This window comes from Kitasatospora sp. NPDC101447 (assembly GCF_044767225.1).
Taxonomy (GTDB): domain Bacteria; phylum Actinomycetota; class Actinomycetes; order Streptomycetales; family Streptomycetaceae; genus Kitasatospora.
Genome location: NZ_JBIWNL010000004.1, coordinates 214148 through 231261, shown reverse-complemented (window position 1 = coordinate 231261; position 17114 = coordinate 214148). Strand labels below are relative to the sequence as shown.

At 72.3% G+C, this 17114-nt stretch carries 17 protein-coding genes and 1 riboswitch; of the genes, 11 read left to right on the top strand and 6 right to left on the bottom strand.

The window, feature by feature from the left end:
- The first annotated feature begins 138 nt into the window (after positions 1-138).
- The gene (locus ACIRST_RS08110) at positions 139-726 is read left to right on the top strand and encodes a CGNR zinc finger domain-containing protein (protein ID WP_350522966.1); all 588 of its coding nucleotides are present in this window, start codon (positions 139-141) and stop codon (positions 724-726) included.
- 3 nt (positions 727-729) lie between these two features.
- Here ACIRST_RS08110 and sodX read toward each other — a convergent pair whose 3' ends face one another.
- On the bottom strand, positions 730-1092 hold the full coding sequence (gene sodX / locus ACIRST_RS08105) for a nickel-type superoxide dismutase maturation protease (protein ID WP_396544727.1): 363 nt from the start codon (positions 1090-1092) through the stop codon (positions 730-732).
- A gap of 257 nt (positions 1093-1349) precedes the next feature.
- Here sodX and sodN point away from each other — a divergent pair, with 257 nt between their 5' ends.
- The 8 genes from sodN (at position 1350) to ACIRST_RS08065 (ending at position 7862) form a co-directional block, all read left to right on the top strand.
- Complete coding sequence (gene sodN / locus ACIRST_RS08100; protein ID WP_350522968.1) at positions 1350-1745, top strand: superoxide dismutase, Ni; 396 nt, start codon at positions 1350-1352, stop codon at positions 1743-1745.
- A gap of 82 nt (positions 1746-1827) precedes the next feature.
- A riboswitch (cobalamin riboswitch) is annotated at positions 1828-1953 on the top strand.
- A 136-nt stretch (positions 1954-2089) separates the two neighbouring features.
- Positions 2090-3187: a FecCD family ABC transporter permease gene (locus ACIRST_RS08095; protein WP_402800796.1), complete on the top strand. Its 1098-nt coding sequence runs from the start codon at positions 2090-2092 to the stop codon at positions 3185-3187.
- A gap of 116 nt (positions 3188-3303) precedes the next feature.
- Positions 3304-4104, top strand: a complete 801-nt coding sequence (locus ACIRST_RS08090; protein ID WP_402800951.1) for an ABC transporter ATP-binding protein — start codon at positions 3304-3306, stop codon at positions 4102-4104.
- A gap of 18 nt (positions 4105-4122) precedes the next feature.
- Entirely contained in the window at positions 4123-5115 is a 993-nt protein-coding gene (locus ACIRST_RS08085; RefSeq protein ID WP_402800794.1) for an ABC transporter substrate-binding protein, read from the top strand.
- 87 nt (positions 5116-5202) lie between these two features.
- Positions 5203-5586, top strand: a complete 384-nt coding sequence (locus ACIRST_RS08080) for a nuclear transport factor 2 family protein (protein ID WP_350522971.1) — start codon at positions 5203-5205, stop codon at positions 5584-5586.
- A 10-nt stretch (positions 5587-5596) separates the two neighbouring features.
- Entirely contained in the window at positions 5597-6073 is a 477-nt protein-coding gene (locus tag ACIRST_RS08075; protein WP_350522972.1) for a GNAT family N-acetyltransferase, read from the top strand.
- A gap of 196 nt (positions 6074-6269) precedes the next feature.
- Positions 6270-6680: an anti-sigma regulatory factor gene (locus ACIRST_RS08070; RefSeq protein ID WP_218203464.1), complete on the top strand. Its 411-nt coding sequence runs from the start codon at positions 6270-6272 to the stop codon at positions 6678-6680.
- A 174-nt stretch (positions 6681-6854) separates the two neighbouring features.
- Positions 6855-7862, top strand: coding sequence for a SigB/SigF/SigG family RNA polymerase sigma factor (locus ACIRST_RS08065; protein ID WP_402800792.1), 1008 nt, complete (start codon positions 6855-6857; stop codon positions 7860-7862).
- A 60-nt stretch (positions 7863-7922) separates the two neighbouring features.
- Here ACIRST_RS08065 and ACIRST_RS08060 read toward each other — a convergent pair whose 3' ends face one another.
- The gene (locus tag ACIRST_RS08060; protein ID WP_350522974.1) at positions 7923-8351 is read right to left on the bottom strand and encodes a hypothetical protein; all 429 of its coding nucleotides are present in this window, start codon (positions 8349-8351) and stop codon (positions 7923-7925) included.
- Positions 8352-8401: 50 nt separating this feature from the next.
- Here ACIRST_RS08060 and ACIRST_RS08055 point away from each other — a divergent pair, with 50 nt between their 5' ends.
- Together ACIRST_RS08055 and ACIRST_RS08050 are read left to right on the top strand one after the other, a co-directional pair.
- A complete protein-coding gene (locus ACIRST_RS08055; RefSeq protein ID WP_350522975.1) occupies positions 8402-9373 on the top strand; it encodes a diacylglycerol kinase family protein in 972 nt (323 codons plus the stop codon).
- A 368-nt stretch (positions 9374-9741) separates the two neighbouring features.
- Positions 9742-9993, top strand: coding sequence for a WhiB family transcriptional regulator (locus ACIRST_RS08050; protein WP_014138019.1), 252 nt, complete (start codon positions 9742-9744; stop codon positions 9991-9993).
- 517 nt (positions 9994-10510) lie between these two features.
- On the opposite strand, the gene ACIRST_RS08045 is transcribed toward ACIRST_RS08050, so the two are convergent.
- The 4 genes from ACIRST_RS08045 to ACIRST_RS08030 all read right to left on the bottom strand — a co-directional run bounded on the left by ACIRST_RS08045 (position 10511) and on the right by ACIRST_RS08030 (position 17113).
- A complete protein-coding gene (locus ACIRST_RS08045; protein WP_402800788.1) occupies positions 10511-12031 on the bottom strand; it encodes a sensor histidine kinase in 1521 nt (506 codons plus the stop codon).
- Positions 12032-12476: 445 nt separating this feature from the next.
- Positions 12477-13562: an SIS domain-containing protein gene (locus ACIRST_RS08040; protein WP_350522977.1), complete on the bottom strand. Its 1086-nt coding sequence runs from the start codon at positions 13560-13562 to the stop codon at positions 12477-12479.
- Between the two features lie 264 nt (positions 13563-13826).
- Complete coding sequence (locus ACIRST_RS08035; protein WP_402800949.1) at positions 13827-15101, bottom strand: extracellular solute-binding protein; 1275 nt, start codon at positions 15099-15101, stop codon at positions 13827-13829.
- A 458-nt stretch (positions 15102-15559) separates the two neighbouring features.
- Positions 15560-17113, bottom strand: coding sequence for a glycoside hydrolase family 3 protein (locus tag ACIRST_RS08030; protein WP_350522979.1), 1554 nt, complete (start codon positions 17111-17113; stop codon positions 15560-15562).
- Position 17114 lies beyond the last annotated feature (1 nt).

Genomic DNA, 17114 nt, shown 5'->3' with positions numbered 1-17114 from the left:
CTCCGGCTCCTCGGTGTTCACCAGCCGAACGGCGAGGTCGGCGTACGAGGCGAGCTCCTGCCGGGCGCCGACGTTTTCCCCACTCGGGTAATAGGCTGGAAGCAGTCAGCCCGTTACCGATTCTCTGGAAGGACCGCCGTGGAGCTCGCCTCGTACGCCGACCTCGCCGTTCGGCTGGTGAACACCGAGGAGCCGGAGCGCGGCACCGACACGCTGACCTCCGTGGACGCGGTGCGCGCCCTGTTCTCCGACTCCTCCCGGGCCGCCGCGCTCGCCGACGAGTCCGACCTGCCCCGGCTGCGGGCCGTGCGGACCCGGCTGCGCGGGGTCTTCGAGGCCGCCGCCGACGGGGACGAGACCCGCGGCGTCGACCTGCTGAACAGCCTGCTGATGGAGTACCCCGTCAGCCCGCTGATCTCCGGGCACGACTACCTGGACGACGCCGGACGGCCCCGCTGGCACCTGCACCTGGCCGACAACTCGCCGACCGCCACCGCGCACTTCAGCGCGGTCGCCTGCATGGGCCTGGCCGTCCACCTGACCGAGCTGGGCGGCGACCGGCTGGGCATCTGCCAGGCCGCGCCCTGCCGCAACGCCTACCTGGACACCTCGACCAACCGCTCCCGCCGCTACTGCTCGGACCGCTGTGCGACCCGGGCCAACGTCGCCGCCTACCGGGCCCGCAAGCGCCAGGAGGCGGAGGCCGCGCTGGGCGGCGGGCAGTAGGCGCTAGACGTCCTCCACCCAGGCGCCGAGGCGGCGGGCCAGACCCGGCACCCGGGCCAGCCGCGGGGCGAGCAGCAGCCGCTCCAGCCGGCGGCCCGGCGCCAGCCAGGACGGGCGCGGGCTCAGCCGCAGCAGCACCCGGCCGAGCACCAGCTCGTCCGGGACCGCGCCGTAGCTGCGGCTGTCGCTGTCCACCGGACGGTTGTCGGAGAGCAGCCACCACCCGCCGGGCCGGCGCCCGGCAGCCCGCTTCACCACCAGCAGGTCCTGCTGGAAGGGGTGGCGGAAGAGCACCACCGCGCCCGGCCGGATCGGCGCGCCGTAGCGGACCAGCAGCCGGTCGCCCTCGCGCAGGGTCGGGACCATCGACGGGCCCGCCACGTCGACGACCCCGAACGGCAACACGCCGCCCCCGGTCCGGCCCTCCGGTTCCGCGCTCCGTGCCACGACTCCTCCTCCCGCACGCCCGCCCCCAGTCTGCCGTACGGACCGTCACCTGTTCGGTGTCCGGATTACCCCGGTTCCGGGTCCGCCTTTTGCCCTAGGCCCACCGCCCGATCGCGAAACCACGAGGGCGGAAGGGTAATCTCGGGCGCGGGAAGACGATCTAAGGAAGGACTCCCATGTTCTCTCGTCTGTTTGCACCGCGTGCCACCGCTCACGCCCACTGTGACCTGCCCTGTGGCGTGTACGACCCGGCGCAGGCCCGGATCGAGGCCGAGTCGGTCAAGGCCACCCAGGAGAAGTACCAGGCCAACGAGGACCCGCACTTCCGTGCCCGCGCCGTCATCATCAAGGAGCAGCGCGCCGAGGCCGTCAAGCACCACATCTCGGTGCTGTGGAGCGACTACTTCAAGGCCCCGCACTTCGAGAAGTACCCGCAGCTGCACCAGCTGATCAACGACACCCTGAAGGCCGCCTCGGCCACCAAGGCGTCCACCGACCCGGCCACCGGTCAGGCCCTGCTGGACCTGATCGCCGAGGTCGACAAGATCTTCTGGGAGACCAAGCAGGCCTGAGCCTGACGCGTCGCCACCCGACCGCCCCCGTCCGCACCGCCGGACGGGGGCGGTCGTGCGTTCACACCCGACCCGACCTCGGTAAGGGTTGCCTACCCTGAGTGCCTGTTATGCTGCCAGGGCGTCCGAGGGGGAAGTCCGGTGAGAATCCGGCGCTGACCCGCAACGGTGAGCACGGCCCGCACCCGCGGTGCGGCCGCGCCAGCCCGATCGCCCTCGGCCGTTGGACTCCCGAGAACTCGCCGTGGACTGCGAGGGGGACGGCGCCCGGGCACGCCCCCGGCCGGCGCCCGCCCCGGCGCACCCGCGGCCCGAGGCAAGGCGCATCCGTGACCCGCGCACCCATGACCCGCGCATCCGTGACCCGCGTAGCCGTGACCCGCGTAGCCGGCGGCCCGTCCGTCCACCGGACACCCGTGCTCCCGCTCACCGTCGGCCTCGGCGCCGCCCTGCTGCTGTCACTGGTCTGCGGGGTCGCGCTGGGCTCCTCCGGGATCGGGCTCCCGCACGTACTGCGGCTGCTGGGCGCCGGACTGACGGGCGGTCGGCTGGAGGCCGACGAGGCGGCCGCGTACGCCATCGTCTGGGAGATCCGGCTGCCGCGCACCGTCCTGGCCGCCGTGGTCGGCGCCGGGCTGGCCGCCACCGGGGTCGCCGTCCAGGCGCTGGTGCGCAACGCCCTCGCCGACCCCTTCGTCCTCGGCATCTCCTCCGGCGCGGCCGTCGGCGCCAACGCCGTCCTGCTGTTCGGCGCCTTCGCCTCGCTCGGGGTGTGGGCGATCTCCGCCTCCGCCTTCGGCTCCGCACTGCTCGCGATGACGCTGGTCTACCTCGCAGCCCGCACCGCGTACGGGCTCACGCCAATGCGGCTGGTGCTCACCGGCACCGCCCTCTCCTACGGCTTCGCCGCCGCCACCACCCTGATGGTCTTCGCCGCCGACCGCGGCGACGCCGCCCGGAGCGCCATGATGTGGCTGCTCGGCAGCCTCGGCGGCGCCACCTGGGGCTCGGTGCCGATCGCCGCCTGCACCGTCCTGGCCGGGCTCGCCCACCTCGGCTGCGCCGCCGGACGGCTGGACGCGCTCGCCATGGGCGACGAGACCTCCGCCTCGCTCGGTGTGGACCCGGACCGGATGCGCCGTGAACTGTTCGTGGTGACCGCCGCCGTCACCGGCACGGTGGTCGCGGTCAGCGGTGCGATCGGCTTCGTCGGGCTGCTGGTGCCGCACGTGGCCCGGATGCTGGTCGGCGCCGGGCATCGCCGGGTGCTGCTGGTCGCCCCGCTCGCCGGGGCGCTGCTGCTGGTCTGGGTGGACATCGCCTCCCGCACCCTGCTGGCACCCGCCGAACTGCCCGTCGGGGTGTTCACCGCCGTGCTCGGCGTGCCCGCCTTCCTGCTGATGATGCGTCGGCGCGGCCACGCCTTCGGAGGCCGACGGTGACCGACGCGATCGGTACGACCGATGCCATCCGTACGACCGGCCCGGCCGCCCCGGCCGGCTCGACCGCCCGGCCCGACCGGGCGAAGGCCCAGGACCTCGACGTCGACACCGTCTCGGTGGAGTCGGCCGGCACCCGGATCGTCCACGAGGTGAGCCTGGCGGCCGCCGCCGGGCAGGTGGTCGGCCTGGTCGGACCGAACGGCAGCGGCAAGTCGACCCTGCTGCGCTGCGTCTACCGGGTGCTGAAGCCCACCGGCGGGGCCGTCCGGCTCGACGGCGACGACCTGCACGCGCTCTCCGCGCGGGAGACGGCCAGGCGGGTGGCCGCGCTGACCCAGGAGCACTCCGCCGAGTTCGACTTCACGGTGGCCGAGGTGGTCGCCATGGGCCGGCTGCCGCACCGGCGCGGCCTCGGCGCCCCGACCGACGCGGACCGGGAGCGCTGCGCCGGCGCCCTGGCGAAGGTCCGGGCCGGGCACCTCGCCGGACGGGGCTTCCTGAGCCTGTCCGGGGGCGAGAAGCAGCGGGTGCTGTTCGCCCGCGCGCTGGTCCAGGAGCCGCGCCTGCTGGTGCTCGACGAACCCACCAACCACCTCGACGTCGCCCACCAGTTGGAGGTCCTGGCGCTGGCCCGCGAGGCCGGCCCGACGGTGCTCGTCGCGCTGCACGACCTCAACCTGGCGGCGAGCCACTGCGACCTGCTGTACGTCCTGCGGGCCGGCCGGATCGTGGCCTCCGGACCGCCCGCCGAGGTGCTCCGACCCGCCCTGCTGGCCGAGGTGTTCGGTGTCCGGGCCACGCCGGTCCGGCACCCGGAGACCGGCGCCCTCCAGCTGCTGTTCGACCGCCTCGACCGCTCCCCCGACACCCGGACGCCCGGGGCCCGGACCGCCGACGCCCGTACCCCCGACGCCTGAACCACCGAAGGAACCACCGTGCGCACCAAGGCCGTTGCCGCCGCCACCCTGCTCGTCCTCGGACTTACCGCCTGCGGCGCGGAGATCGCCCCCCGGCAGGCCTCGACCGGCTCCGCCCACTACCCGGTGACCGTGCAGAACTGCGGCGAGGAGCTGACCTTCCCGCAGAAGCCGGCCCGGGTGGTCACCAACGACGTCAACATCACCGAGCTGATGCTCTCCCTCGGCCTGGCCGACCGGATGGCCGGCTACGTCATGCCCGACGACAAGGGCCGGGTCGACAAGGTGCCGTGGAAGGACGGCTACCAGCAGACCGCCTGGCTCTCCAAGAAGGTGCTCACCAAGGAGATCGCCCTGGACGCCAGGGCCGACCTGGTGCTGGCCGGCTGGCACTACGGCTTCGACGAGGGCAGCGGCGTCACCCCGCAGGCGTTCAAGGCCCTCGGCATCGACTCGTACGTGCTCAGCGAGTCCTGCCGCAGCGGCAGGGGCACCGAACGCGGCGTGATGGACCCGCTGGACGCGCTCTACACGGACCTGGCCAACCTCGGCGAGATCTTCGACGTCAAGGACCGCGCCGACCGGCTGATCGCCGACTCCAGGGCCCGGATCGCCGCCGTCCCGCAGCCCGAGCGCCGCCCGTCCGTCTTCCTGTACGACAGCGGGCAGGACAAGCCGTACACCGCCGGGAAGTTCGCCGCCGCCGACGAGATCATCGCCAAGGCCGGCGGCACCAACATCATGGGCGACCTCGCCGACACCTGGGTCACCGCCGGCTGGGAGAGCGTGGTGCAGCGCGACCCCGAGGTGATCGTGATCAACGACTACGCGACCCCGGGCGCCGAGGAGAAGCGGAAGTTCCTCAAGTCGTTCCCGCCGCTGGCCGGCGTCTCCGCGATCAGGAACGACCGGATCTTCGTGCTGGACTACGTCGACCTCGTGGAGAGCCCGCGCAACCCGGCCGCGATCGGCACCCTGGCCGAGTACCTGCGCACCGTGCCGGCCCGCTGAGCGGCCCGGTCTCCGGCCCCTCCGGTCGGTGGTGCCGGGCGTAGGCTCTAGGTACGAGCCGACGGACCCCGACCGGAGGAGCGAATCATGACCACCATGGCGGCCCCCGCGGCCTTCGACACCCGCGCCCTGCGCGAGGGCATCGAACGCTGCGACGCCGACGCCCTCCTGGCGCTCTACGCGGAGGACGCCGAACTGCGCGTGGTCGACCGGAAGACCCAGCCCAGCCACCCCCTGGTGATGCACGGGCTGGAGGAGATCGGCGCCATGCTGAGCGACATCTACGGCCGCGAGATGACCCACAAGCTGGAGCAGGTGGTGGTCCAGGACGACCACGTCGCCTTCCTGGAGTCCTGCCGCTACCCGGACGGCGTCCGGGTGCTGATGGCCTCGATGGCCGACCTGCGGGACGGAAGGATCGTCGATCAGACCTCCGTCCAGGCCTGGGACGAGACGGGGCCCGAGCAGTAGGCTCGCTGGCATGATCCGCACCGCAGTCGCCACCGACGTTCCCGTCATCCACGCCATGATCCGTGAGCTCGCGGAGTACGAGAAGGCCCCGCACGAGGCCGTGGCCACCGAGGAGCAGCTGCGCGAGGCCCTGTTCGGCGCCGATCCGGCCGTGTTCGGCCTGATCGCCGAGGACGGGACCACCGGGGAGCCGGTGGGCTTCGCCCTCTGGTTCCGCAACTTCTCGACCTGGCGCGGCACCCACGGGATCTACCTGGAGGACCTGTACGTCCGCCCGGAGGCGCGCGGCGGCGGCCACGGCAAGGCCCTGCTGCTGGAGCTCGCCCGGATCGCCGTGGAGCGCGGCTACTCCCGGGTGGAGTGGTCGGTGCTGGACTGGAACCAGCCGTCGATCGACTTCTACAAGTCGATCGGTGCGGTGCCGATGGACGAGTGGACCGTGTACCGGCTCACCGACGAGGCACTCGCCGCCGCCGGCCGCCGCTGAGCGGACCGACGGAGTCCGGGAAAGGGTCTGCCACCCTGCGTCGCAATGCCTTACCATGAGTAACCCCGAACCGGGGTGCAACAGGGCAGGCAGAGTGATGGCGGACCCGCAACCCCGGTGCCTCCTTTGAGAGGCGGCAAGCAGGGGTAACAAGCGGGGTACCAAGCAAGCACAGCGCGTCACCCAGGAGGCAAGGGTGTCCCAGATCGACGGCGATCTCGGTGTTCAGGATTTCGTGGAGGTCCGGCTCCCCGCGGCGGGGGCCTACCTCTCCGTGCTGCGAACAGCGACGGCCGGGCTGGCGGCCCGGCTGGATTTCACCCTCGACGAGATCGAGGACCTGCGGATCGCGGTCGACGAGGCCTGCGCCATCCTGCTGCAGCAGGCGGTGCCGGGCTCCGTCCTTTCCTGCGAGTTCCGCCTGGTCGGCGACTCGCTGAAGGTGACCGTCGCCGCCCCGACCACCGACGGCAAGGCCCCCGAGCGGGACACCTTCGCCTGGACGGTGCTCTCCGCGCTGGCCGGCGAGGTCGACTCCTCGGTCGGCGAGGACAACACCGTGTCGATCAGCCTGCACAAGAAGCGCGGCGGGTCCACGGCCCACTAGCCGGGCGCCGGACCGCACCGCACAGACCGAGCAGCACCCGCGCAAGGGCCGTCCGCCGCACCCCCTCCCGGGGCCGGGCGGACGGCTCCCGGTACCGCCTCCGGGCGGTACGACCAACGAGACGATTCCGGGGCCGCGGCCCCGGTGCTCCCGGAACGGAACGGGGGAATGGCCGTGAGTGATCTGGACCGTACCGGCCTCGCGACGGCGGGACCTGCCGTACCGACCCAGGCGAGCGTTCCCGGCCTCGCCGCCAACGACGAAGCGCACCCGAAGGACGCCCACCGGATGAGCCACCCGACCGAGCCGACGTCTGAGCCGACGCCCGACTCCGTCCCCCCGCCGGAGCCGGCGGACCGGGCGGACGAGACGGCCGAGGCTGAGCTGCACGGCGCCGTGCCCGCGCAGGGCGCGCACCGCTCCGGCGCCCCGGACCGGGAGGCCGCCCGCGCCCTGTTCGTCCGCCTGTCGGCGCTGCCCGAGGGCTCGCCGGAGCGGGTCGAGCTGCGCAACCAGCTGGTGCGGATGCACATCCCGCTGGTCGAGCACCTGGCCCGGCGCTTCCGCAACCGGGGCGAGCCGCTGGACGACCTCACCCAGGTCGCCACCATCGGCCTGATCAAGTCGGTGGACCGCTTCGACCACGAGCGCGGGGTCGAGTTCTCCACCTACGCGACGCCGACCATCGTCGGGGAGATCAAGCGGCACTTCCGCGACAAGGGCTGGGCGGTGCGCGTCCCGCGCCGTCTGCAGGAGCTGCGGCTGTCGCTCACCACGGCGACCAGCGAGCTCTCCCAGCGGCACGGCCGCTCCCCCACGGTGCACGAGCTGGCCGAGCACCTGGGGATCTCCGAGGAGGACGTCCTGGAGGGCCTGGAGTCCGCCAACGCGTACTCCACGCTGTCCCTGGACGTGCCGGACAGCGACGACGAGTCGCCGGCCGTCGCGGACACCCTGGGCGCGACCGACGAGGCGCTGGAGGGCGTCGAGTACCGCGAGTCGCTCAAGCCGCTGCTGGCCCAACTGCCGCCCCGGGAGCAGAAGATCCTGGTGCTGCGGTTCTTCCGGAACATGACCCAGTCGCAGATCGCCGCCGAGGTGGGGATCTCCCAGATGCACGTGTCCCGGCTGCTCGCCCGGACGTTGGCCCAGCTGCGGGAGAAGCTGCTGGTGGAGGAGTAGGACTGACGGCCGCTCAGCTCCGGCTGCGCGGCCGTCCGGCCCTCCGGCGGCCCTGTGCGCTCAGTCCTCGGACGGGGCGTACAGGGCCGCCGTCGACTTCGGGTTCAGCAGCGAGCCGATGCCCACCAGCCCGAGCAGGCCGACCAGGGCACCGACGGCGATCATCGTGCCGCCGCTCTGGAACATGTAGTAGGCGACCGGCAGGCAGATCGAGTTGGTCAGCACCGCCGGGCTGCGGCCCCAGCGGCGCTCCTTCAGCAGCGCGCGGGCGGCCAGCACCGGCAGCACGCCGAGCAGCACGATGACCACGCCGCCGAACTCGTTCAGGGCGAGCTGCTTGGACTGGCCGGACAGCGCGGCCACCATGTCCCAGACGCCGACGACGGCCAGCGCGGCGCCCTCCAGGGCGGTGATGGCGGCGCCCAGGGTCAGGGACGCCGGACGGCCGGAGTCGGCCGCGGGTACGGGTGCGGAGGTTTCTGCGGTCACTCCAGCAGGGTAGCCGCCGGTTGGTCCGTACCGCCCCGTAGGCTTTCCCCATGCGCGCTCTCCTGGTCGTGAACCACAAGGCCACCACCACCAGTGGCCGGACCAGGGACGTCCTGATCCACGCCCTGCGCAGCGACCTCAAGCTGGAGGTGGCCGAGACGCAGTACCGGGGCCACGCGCGCGACCTGGCCCGCGAGGCGGCGGAGGACGGCACGGTCGACCTGGTGGTGGCGCTGGGGGGCGACGGCACCGTCAACGAGGTGGTGAACGGGCTGCTGGCGCACGGCCCGGGCGAGAAGGTCCCGCGACTGGCCGTGGTGCCGGGCGGTTCGACCAATGTGTTCGCCCGCGCGCTGGGCCTGCCCAACGACCCGGTGGAGGCCACCGGGGCCCTGCTGCACGCGCTGGAGCACAAGCAGGAGCGCCCGATCGGGTTGGGCAAGGCGATGACCGACGGCCTGCCGGACCGCTGGTTCACCTTCACCGCCGGCCTCGGCTTCGACGCCGGCGTGGTCGGCCGGGTCGAGGAGCAGCGCAGGGCCGGGCGCAAGTCCACCCACGCCCTCTACGTCACGCAGGCGATCCGGCACTACTTCACCCAGCGTGAGCAGCGCCGATCCGGCCCGGTCTCCCTGGAGCTGCCGGGCCGCGAGGCCGTTCCGGGGCTCGTGCTGTCGATAGTCAGCAACACCTCGCCGTGGACGTTCCTCGGCAACCGCCCGGTCTACCCCTCACCGCTCGCCTCCTTCGACACGGACCTCGACGTCTTCGGCATCACCCGGATGACGGCGTTCGGTACGGCTCGAACGATCCGTCAGATCCTGCGGTCACACACGCCTTCGAGCGACGGCGCACCGCCGGTCGGTCCGTCCGGGAAGCACGTCGTCTCCTACCACGACGTCCGGCACTTCACCTTGGTTTCAGAGGAACCGGCCCCGTTCCAGGTGGACGGCGACCATCTTGGAGACAGGAGTCGCGTCAGTTTCACAGGCGTTCGGCGGGCACTGCGTGTGATTGTGTGACCGGAAGCGGGGTTCGCCCTTCTTCTCGAACGCACAAGCCCCCTTCACTCCATAGAAGTACTGGCTGTGAGCTAGGCGACACCGAAGAATCAAAAATTCCTCCCCGAAGGGGGTTGTATCCGAGCCCGAGGTTTGCGAACCTCTACATGGCGATCGGGACACATCGCAGCGACGGCGACTCCGGAACCACGGAGCACCGACCGCGGGGTGTCCCTCGAATCGCCGAATCCCCCCCAGCACAGACCACCCGGGCCCGGTAGGCCTTTGGTCTCTTTTGCTGTTGCGGGATTCGTGAAAGCGTTCACATTCACAAAGCCATCGATTATGCCGCCCGGGCAACCCCCGTCGGCAGGAGGAGTTGGACGACCATGGACTGGCGCCACCGCGCTGTCTGCCGCGAAGAGGACCCGGAGCTGTTCTTCCCGATCGGGAACACCGGTCCTGCTCTGCTGCAGATCGAGGAAGCCAAGGCCGTGTGCCGCCGCTGTCCGGTGATGGAGCAGTGCCTCCAGTGGGCCCTCGAAACCGGCCAGGACGCCGGCGTCTGGGGCGGCATGAGCGAGGACGAGCGTCGTGCGATGAAGCGCCGCGCCGCCCGCAACCGCGCCCGCACCGCCTGATCGCGCCGATCACACGGCGTAGCACCAGCAGTGACCGCAGTACCGATCAACACATGATCAAAGGCTTCCCTGCACCTCCTGGTGAAGCCTTCCGCACAAAGGACCTTGCCCGGCTTGGTCCCGCGACACCGGACCCGTCCAGCCACTTGATACTGTTCACTTAGAGCAATATCGTGGAGCTGTGGCGCTCACCGTGTGCAACGCACCGGCGAGGTGTCGCTCTACCCAGAGCCCCCGTTCCGGCCGACTCCCCCCGACGGCCGGAACGGGTTGAGAGGCCCTGTCGACCCACCCCCCCCGGTCGACAGGGCCTCGTTTCTGTTTCCGCGACCGTTCGCTCCCGCGCTCCGCCGCTCCCCCGGCCACGTCCGGCCGAAGCGGCACGGGGCGGCCGGAGTGCGCAGCCGGCGCTTCCGCCGAACGCGCGCCCCCGCCGAGCGCCCTCGTGCAACGGATTCTCAGCAGAATCTCAGCCGGGCCGGACCCGGCGGACCGGGCCCGCGGCGGGCCTGGGTCCTCAGCGGACCGGGATCTCCAGAACCACCTTCGTACCGCCGTTCGGACCGGCCACCATGTCGAAGGTACCGCCCAACTCGCCGGTGGCCAGCGTCCGGACGATCTGCAGGCCGAGGTTGCCCGCCGTCTTGGGGTCGAACCCCTCCGGCATGCCGCGGCCGTCGTCCTGCACGGTGATCAGCAGGTACTCCTCCGGTCGGGCGCCGCCGTTCCAGCTGTCCGACCAGCCCATCCCGGTCGCCGGGGCCCGCCCGCGCAGCGCGCTGACCTCCAGGTTCCCGGAGGCCGTCGGGCCGAAGGCGTGCTCCAGGGCGTTCTGCAGCAGCTCGGTCAGCACCATCGACAGCGGGGTGGCCACCTCGGCGGACAGGATGCCGAAGCTGCCGGTGCGGCGGGTCGCCACCCGGCCGTCCTGGGACAGCTCCATCACCATCGCCAGCACCCGGTCGGCGATCTCGTCGAAGGCCACCTGCTCGTCCAGGGCCTGGGAGAGCGTCTCGTGCACGATCGCGATCGAGCCCACCCGGCGCACCGCCTCGTCCAGCGCGGCCCGGCCGGACTCCGACTCCATCCGGCGGGACTGCAGCCGCAGCAGGGCCGCGACGGTCTGCAGGTTGTTCTTCACCCGGTGGTGGATCTCCCGGATGGTGGCGTCCTTGGTCATCAGCTCGCGGTCACGGCGGCGCAGCTCGGTGACGTCGCGGCAGAGCACCAGCGATCCGGTCAGGGTGCCCTTGGGCTTGAGCGGGATCGCCCGCACGGTCACCACTCCCCCCTGCGCCTCCACCTCGGTCTGCCGGGGTGCCCAGCCGCTGGCCACCTTCACCAGTGCCTCGTGGACGGCGCCGCGGGACGGCGGGGCGAGGTCCGCGGTGGTGCGGCCGAGGTGGCTGCCGACCAGGTCGGTGTTGAGGCCGAGGCGGTGGTAGGCGGAGAGCGCGTTGGGGCTGGCGTAGGTGACGATGCCGTCCGCGTCCAGGCGGATCAGGCCGTCGCCGACGCGGGGGGCGGCGTCCATGTCGACCTGTTCGATGCCGGGGAAGGGGAAGCTGCCGGCGGCGATCATCTGGGCCAGGTCGGAGGCGCTCTGCAGGTAGGTGAGCTCCAGCCGGCTGGGGGTGCGGACGGTCAGCAGGTTGGTGTTGCGGGCGATCACCCCGAGCACCTTGCCCTCGCGCCGGACCGGGATCGACTCGACCCGGACCGGGACCTCCTCGCGCCACTCCGGGTCGCCCTCGCGCACGATCCGGCCCTCGTCGAAGGCGGCGTCCAGCAGCGGGCGCCGACCGCGCGGGACGAGGTGGCCGACCATGTCGTCCTGGTAGGAGGTCGGCCCGGTGTTGGGCCGCATCTGCGCCACCGAGACGTAGCGGATGCCGTCCCAGGTGGGGATCCACAGCACCAGGTCGGCGAAGGAGAGGTCGGAGAGCAGCTGCCACTCCGAGACCAGCATGTGGAGCCATTCCACGTCGGCCCCGGTGAGGGTGGTGTGGCGGCGGACGAGTTCGTTCAGCGAGGGCACATGGCGAGGGTAGCGCCGCCGGTCCGGGCGGGGCGCGGCGGACCGGCGGGCGGACGGCGCGTGACGGCCTCCCGACGGCCCGGAGTTGTTTAGACCAATTCGCCAAGCGGCCTGGACAACCCAGATTGGTCTAGTCCACAATGAAAGAGCACCAAGGAGCGGACCCCGCGCAACTGCCCTGACCGCGCGCGGCCTCTCCTCGGTCGGACGCCGCCGAACGAGGACCCCGCACAGTCCTCGATCGTCCCCGGCGCCCGACGACAGCTCCGGGCTGCGGTGCCGCACGGGTTGAGGGTCCCGTGTCGGCGCCGTGGCCCGTAGTGCTTTCCGGCCGCCGCGCGGCCCCGGACCACGTTTCCGCCGCTCAGCGGACCGGCCCCCGTCCACAGGCTGTGGACGGGGGTCGGTCCGCGCGCGGGGCCGGTCTTCCTCGGCCTACCGCGGTCTACCTCGTCTCGGTGACCTTGGCCAGGGCGCGCGGGGCGTCCGGGTCCTGGCCGCGGGCGATGGTGACCTCGTACGCCAGCAGCTGCAGCGGCAGGATCTCCAGGATCGGCTGCACCTCCTCCGGCACTCCGGCCGGCAGCACGAAGCCCGCCGAGGCGGCGTCCACCTGCGCCTGCTGGCCGATCACCACCAGGTCCGCGCCGCGGCCGCGCAGCCGGTCCAGGACCGGCTGCAGGGCTTCGCCGCCCTTGCCGTCCGGGACGATCGCGATGACCGGCGAGACGTTGTCCACCATGGCCAGCGGGCCGTGCAGCAGGTCCGCGCCGGAGAACGGACTGGCCGGGATGTAGGTGGTCTCCATCAGCTTCAGCGCCGCCTCGCGGGCCGTCGGGTAGCCGTAGCCGCGCGAGGTGATGACCAGGCGCTGGGCGAAGCGGTAGCGCTCGGCCAGCGCCCGCACCTCGGCGTGCCGCTCCAGCACGCCCGCGGCCAGGGCCGGCAGCCCCTGGGCGGCCGAGCCCTCCCCGGGCTCCCGCCGGGAGTACCCCCAGGCCTCCGCGAGGCCCTCGACCAGCAGGTAGAGCGCCAGCAGCTCGGCGGTGTAGGTCTTGGTGGCGGGCAGCGCCTTCTCCGGGCCTGCCAGCACGTCGATGTGGAACTCGGAGACCTCGGCCAGCGGCGAGGAGGCGTTGTTGGTGACCGCGAGGGTGATGGCGCCGGCCTCGCGGGCGGCCTTGGTGGAGGCCACCAGGTCCGGCGAGCCGCCGGACTGGCTGACGGTGATCACCAGGACGTCGGTGAGGTCCGGCTTGGCGCCGTACGCGGTCGTGGTGGACATCGAGGTCAGACCGGCCGGCTTGCCGAGCAGGATCTCGACCAGGTACTTGGCGTACAGCGCGGCGTTGTCGGACGTGCCCCGCGCGGTGAGCAGGACGAAGCGCGGGTTGCGGGAGGCGATCTCGGCCGCGATCCCGCGGATCTTCGGGGCGCCCTCGTCGAGGATGCGCTGGAGGACGGCCGGCTGCTCGGCCATCTCCGCCGCCATGATCCGGCCGGGGACGGGAGCGGTGTGCGGGTCGGACATCTGGGTCTGCCTCCGATGAGACGGTTCGACCCCGCCCGGGCGGCTGCCCGACGGGGACCTCTACGGCGGCGAGTCCGCACACTCGCGGCGGTTCTTCGTGCCCGGCAATCCTATGGGCGCGCCCGGCCCGGAGCACCTCCGAACTTCCCTGCCGCACGCCCGTCGTGCGCCCCGCGCGCCCGGCGCGCGATCCGTCTCCGGACCTCCGTCCGACCCGCCGCCCGCCGCGCCCGGAGGCGGGAGGGCGGACGGCGGCGGGGCGGCTCAGGACGTCTTGTTGATCAGCTGGTCGATCGCGGCGTCGGCCTCCTTGGTGGCCTGGTCCACCGACTTGCCCTTGAGGATCGCGCTCAGCATGTCCGGGATGACCTTCTGCTTCTCGACCGCGCCCCAGCCGGGGGCCAACGGGGTGAACCAGGCGTCCGGGACGGCGTTGGCCGCGGCGGCGGTGGACGGCTTGTTCTTCAGCGGGTTCAGCTGGGTGAGGTTGTTCGGCAGGATGTCCTTGTCGGCCAGCGCCTGCTCGGACTTGCTGCTGGTGAACATCCGGATCCAGTCGGCCGCCAGCGCCACCGACGGGGACTTGGCCGTGACGGCGAGGTCGGAGCCGCCGATGAAGGTCGGCAGCGGCTTGCCGTCCGGGCCGGGCATGGTGGCCACCTTGACGGCGTCCTTGAGGCTCGGGTCGCCGGTGACCGGCGCGGTGACGGAGGTCGCCTCGTAGCCGTTGCCGTAGAAGGACGCGGCGTGCCCGCGGGCCATCGACTCGAACTGGTTCTGCTCGTTCACCGTCAGGTCGCCCTTGTTGTACTTGCGCACCAGGTCGACGAAGTGGCCGATGCCCTCCTGGGACTTGGGGTCGTGCAGGGTGCCGTGCCAGTTCCCGGCGCTGTCGAACTTGGCGATGCTGCCGCCGTACGCGGCCACGTAGCTCATCGCCGCGTACCAGTACGGGCCGGGCAGGTAGAGCGGGGAGAAGGTCCTGTCCGCCTTGTTCCTGTCCGCGACCTTGTCCAGCGCGGCCAGCAGTTCGGGCTCGGTCTTCGGGAACTCGGCGCTGCCGGTGGCCTGTTGGAAGGCCGCGGAGTTGTAGATGGCGACCCGCGAGCCGGCGTAGTACGGCACGCACCAGAGCTTGTCCTGGTAGGTGCAGGTGTTGGCGAGCGCCTTGATCCAGCTGTCGGAGTTGTCGAAGCTGGTCCGGTCCACCGGGGCGAGCGCGCCGGACAGCACGTACTTCATGGTCTCCGTGTTGCCCAGCTCGACGACGTCGGGGGCGGAGCCCTCCGCGATCGCCTTGTCCAGCTTGGTGACCTTGTCCGCCCAGCCCTGGTACGAGAGCTTGAGGGCGACGTTCGGGTACTTCGCCGCGAACTCGTCGTTGACCCGCTGGACGAGGTCGGGCCAGTTCTTCTGGGCGTCGTCCATCAGCCAGACGGTGACGGTGCCGGTGGCGGCCTTCGAGGCGGCGGAGCCCTTGCCGTCGCCCGACGGTGAGCCCGACGAGGAACAGGCCGTCAGGCCCGCCGCCAGTGCCATGGTCCCGAGCGCCGAGATGAGCTGACGCGTCTTCACGCCGTCCTCCGAGGGTGTTGAGAGCCGTGATGCCCGCCGGCAGCGTGATTGGCGCCCGCAGCGGAGAGTCCGGACAGGGGGCGGCGACGTGCTTCGGGGTGGGCCGATACCACATCCGGTGAGGTTGAAATTCGAACCGGATGACTGGACTCTGGCCTAGACCAATGGCGGTGTCAACGGCCAACAGCCTTTGCGACCAAGGCCGTTGCAGAGCCGTTGTACCCCGTGGCGATCAGTCGCCGCCCCGTCACCGTAAGTGGAAATTAAGGTGGATTTAAGGCTCACTTGAGGGAACACGGTCACCCGGCGGATCCGCGGGCCAACGCCGGGGAAACGGAAACGGGCCCGCCATGCGACATGCGCATGACGGGCCCGTGGGCCGACGTCCACCGGCTCCGGCCGGTGACGTTCCCCTGGTCGGTTCAGCCGATCGCTCCCGGCTGCCCGGTGAGCACCTCCACGGCCGCCAGCCCGCAGACCCGGGCGGCGCCGTGGGTGGCGATGTGGAGCGCGCCGACCGGCTCGGACTGGGGCAGCCCCATCTCGACCACGGCGGCGTCCGGGCGGGCCGCCACCAGGCGGCCCAGCACGGCGGACATCCACGGGTAGCGGTGCACGTCCCGGACCACCAGCACCAGGCGGCGGCCCTCGGCCCCGGCCAGCAGCTCGTCGACCAGCGCGTCCAGCTGCTCCGGGGCGGCCTCGGCGGCCGACACCGCGCGGGTGCGGGTGCCGGGGAAACGGTCGGCCAGCATGCCGGCCACACCCCACGGGGTGACGTCGCCGACGGCGATGTTCGGCTCGTCCGAGAACGAGGCCACGTACGGGCGCTCGCTCACCGGAGGCGCCACCAGGCCCGGCGCCCGGACCACCTTCAGCGCCCGGCGCGCGGCCCGCAGGCCGACCGCCAGGTCCGGCTCCGGCCGCTCGCCCTGGGCCGAGATCCGGCCCCAGCTGCCCAGCGCCCGGACCCGCGCGGCGGCGTCCGCCAGCCGCTCCTCGCCCAGCCGGCCGGCCCGCACGCCCGCCACGATGGCGTCGCGCAGCATCAGGACCGTCTCCTCGTCGGCGAGCCCGCCGCCGACGCAGATCGCGTCCGCGCCGGCCGCCAGGGCCAGCACGGTGCCCTCGCCCATCCCGAAGGTGTCGGCGATGGCGCCCATCTCGATCGCGTCGCTGACGATCAGGCCCTGGTAGCCGAGGCCGCCGTCGGCCGGCGCGGCGCGCAGCAGGTCGCGCAGCACGGTCGGGCTGAGGGTGGCCGGCAGCTTCGGGTCCAGCGCCGGGATCATGATGTGGGCGGTCATCACGGCCTTGGTGCCGGCCGCGATCGCCGCCTGGAACGGGATCAGGTCGCGGGCCCGGAGCACGTCCAGGTCGACGTCGATGACCGGCAGGCCGTGGTGCGAGTCCACCGCGGTGTCGCCGTGCCCCGGGAAGTGCTTGGAGCAGGCGGCCACGCCGGCCGACTGCAGGCCCTCGACCCAGGCGGCGGTGTGCCGGGCGCACAGCTCGGGGTCGGCGCCGAAGGAGCGGACCCCGATGACCGGGTTGCGCGGGTTGGAGTTGACGTCCGCGGTGGGCGCCCAGTTGTAGTTGACGCCGGCCGCGGCCAGCGCCCGGCCGAGCTCGCGGGCGACGTCCCTGGTCAGCGCCGGGTCGTCGATCGCGCCGAGCGCCAGGTTGCCGGGCCAGGAGGAGCCGGAGCCCGCCTCCAGCCGGGTGACGTCGCCGCTCTCCTCGTCGATGGCGATCAGGAGGTCGGGGTTCTCGGCGCGCAGCGCCCGGGTGAGCGCGGACAGCTGGTCGAGGTCGGCCACGTTGCGGTCGAACAGCGCGACCGAGCCGAGCCCGGCGGCGAGGTGGCGCAGCACCCACTGCGGCGGCTCGGTGCCGACGAAGCCGGGCTGCAGGACGGTCAGGGCGTCGCGGTGCAGCTGGTCGCTGTCCGGCACGGTGGGAACGAGGATGCTCACG

What these genes read in the sequence shown, in the direction of transcription:
- ACIRST_RS08040 (WP_350522977.1), bottom strand. Translation starts at nt 13,562, where the DNA reads ATGTCCGACCCGCACACCGCTCCCGTCCCCGGCCGGATCATGGCGGCG.
- sodN (WP_350522968.1), top strand. Translation starts at nt 1,350, where the DNA reads ATGTTCTCTCGTCTGTTTGCACCGCGTGCCACCGCTCACGCCCACTGT.
- ACIRST_RS08095 (WP_402800796.1), top strand. Translation starts at nt 2,090, where the DNA reads ATGACCCGCGCATCCGTGACCCGCGTAGCCGTGACCCGCGTAGCCGGC.
- ACIRST_RS08075 (WP_350522972.1), top strand. Translation starts at nt 5,597, where the DNA reads ATGATCCGCACCGCAGTCGCCACCGACGTTCCCGTCATCCACGCCATG.
- sodX (WP_396544727.1), bottom strand. Translation starts at nt 1,092, where the DNA reads ATGGTCCCGACCCTGCGCGAGGGCGACCGGCTGCTGGTCCGCTACGGC.
- ACIRST_RS08035 (WP_402800949.1), bottom strand. Translation starts at nt 15,101, where the DNA reads ATGGCACTGGCGGCGGGCCTGACGGCCTGTTCCTCGTCGGGCTCACCG.
- ACIRST_RS08080 (WP_350522971.1), top strand. Translation starts at nt 5,203, where the DNA reads ATGACCACCATGGCGGCCCCCGCGGCCTTCGACACCCGCGCCCTGCGC.
- ACIRST_RS08055 (WP_350522975.1), top strand. Translation starts at nt 8,402, where the DNA reads ATGCGCGCTCTCCTGGTCGTGAACCACAAGGCCACCACCACCAGTGGC.
- ACIRST_RS08050 (WP_014138019.1), top strand. Translation starts at nt 9,742, where the DNA reads ATGGACTGGCGCCACCGCGCTGTCTGCCGCGAAGAGGACCCGGAGCTG.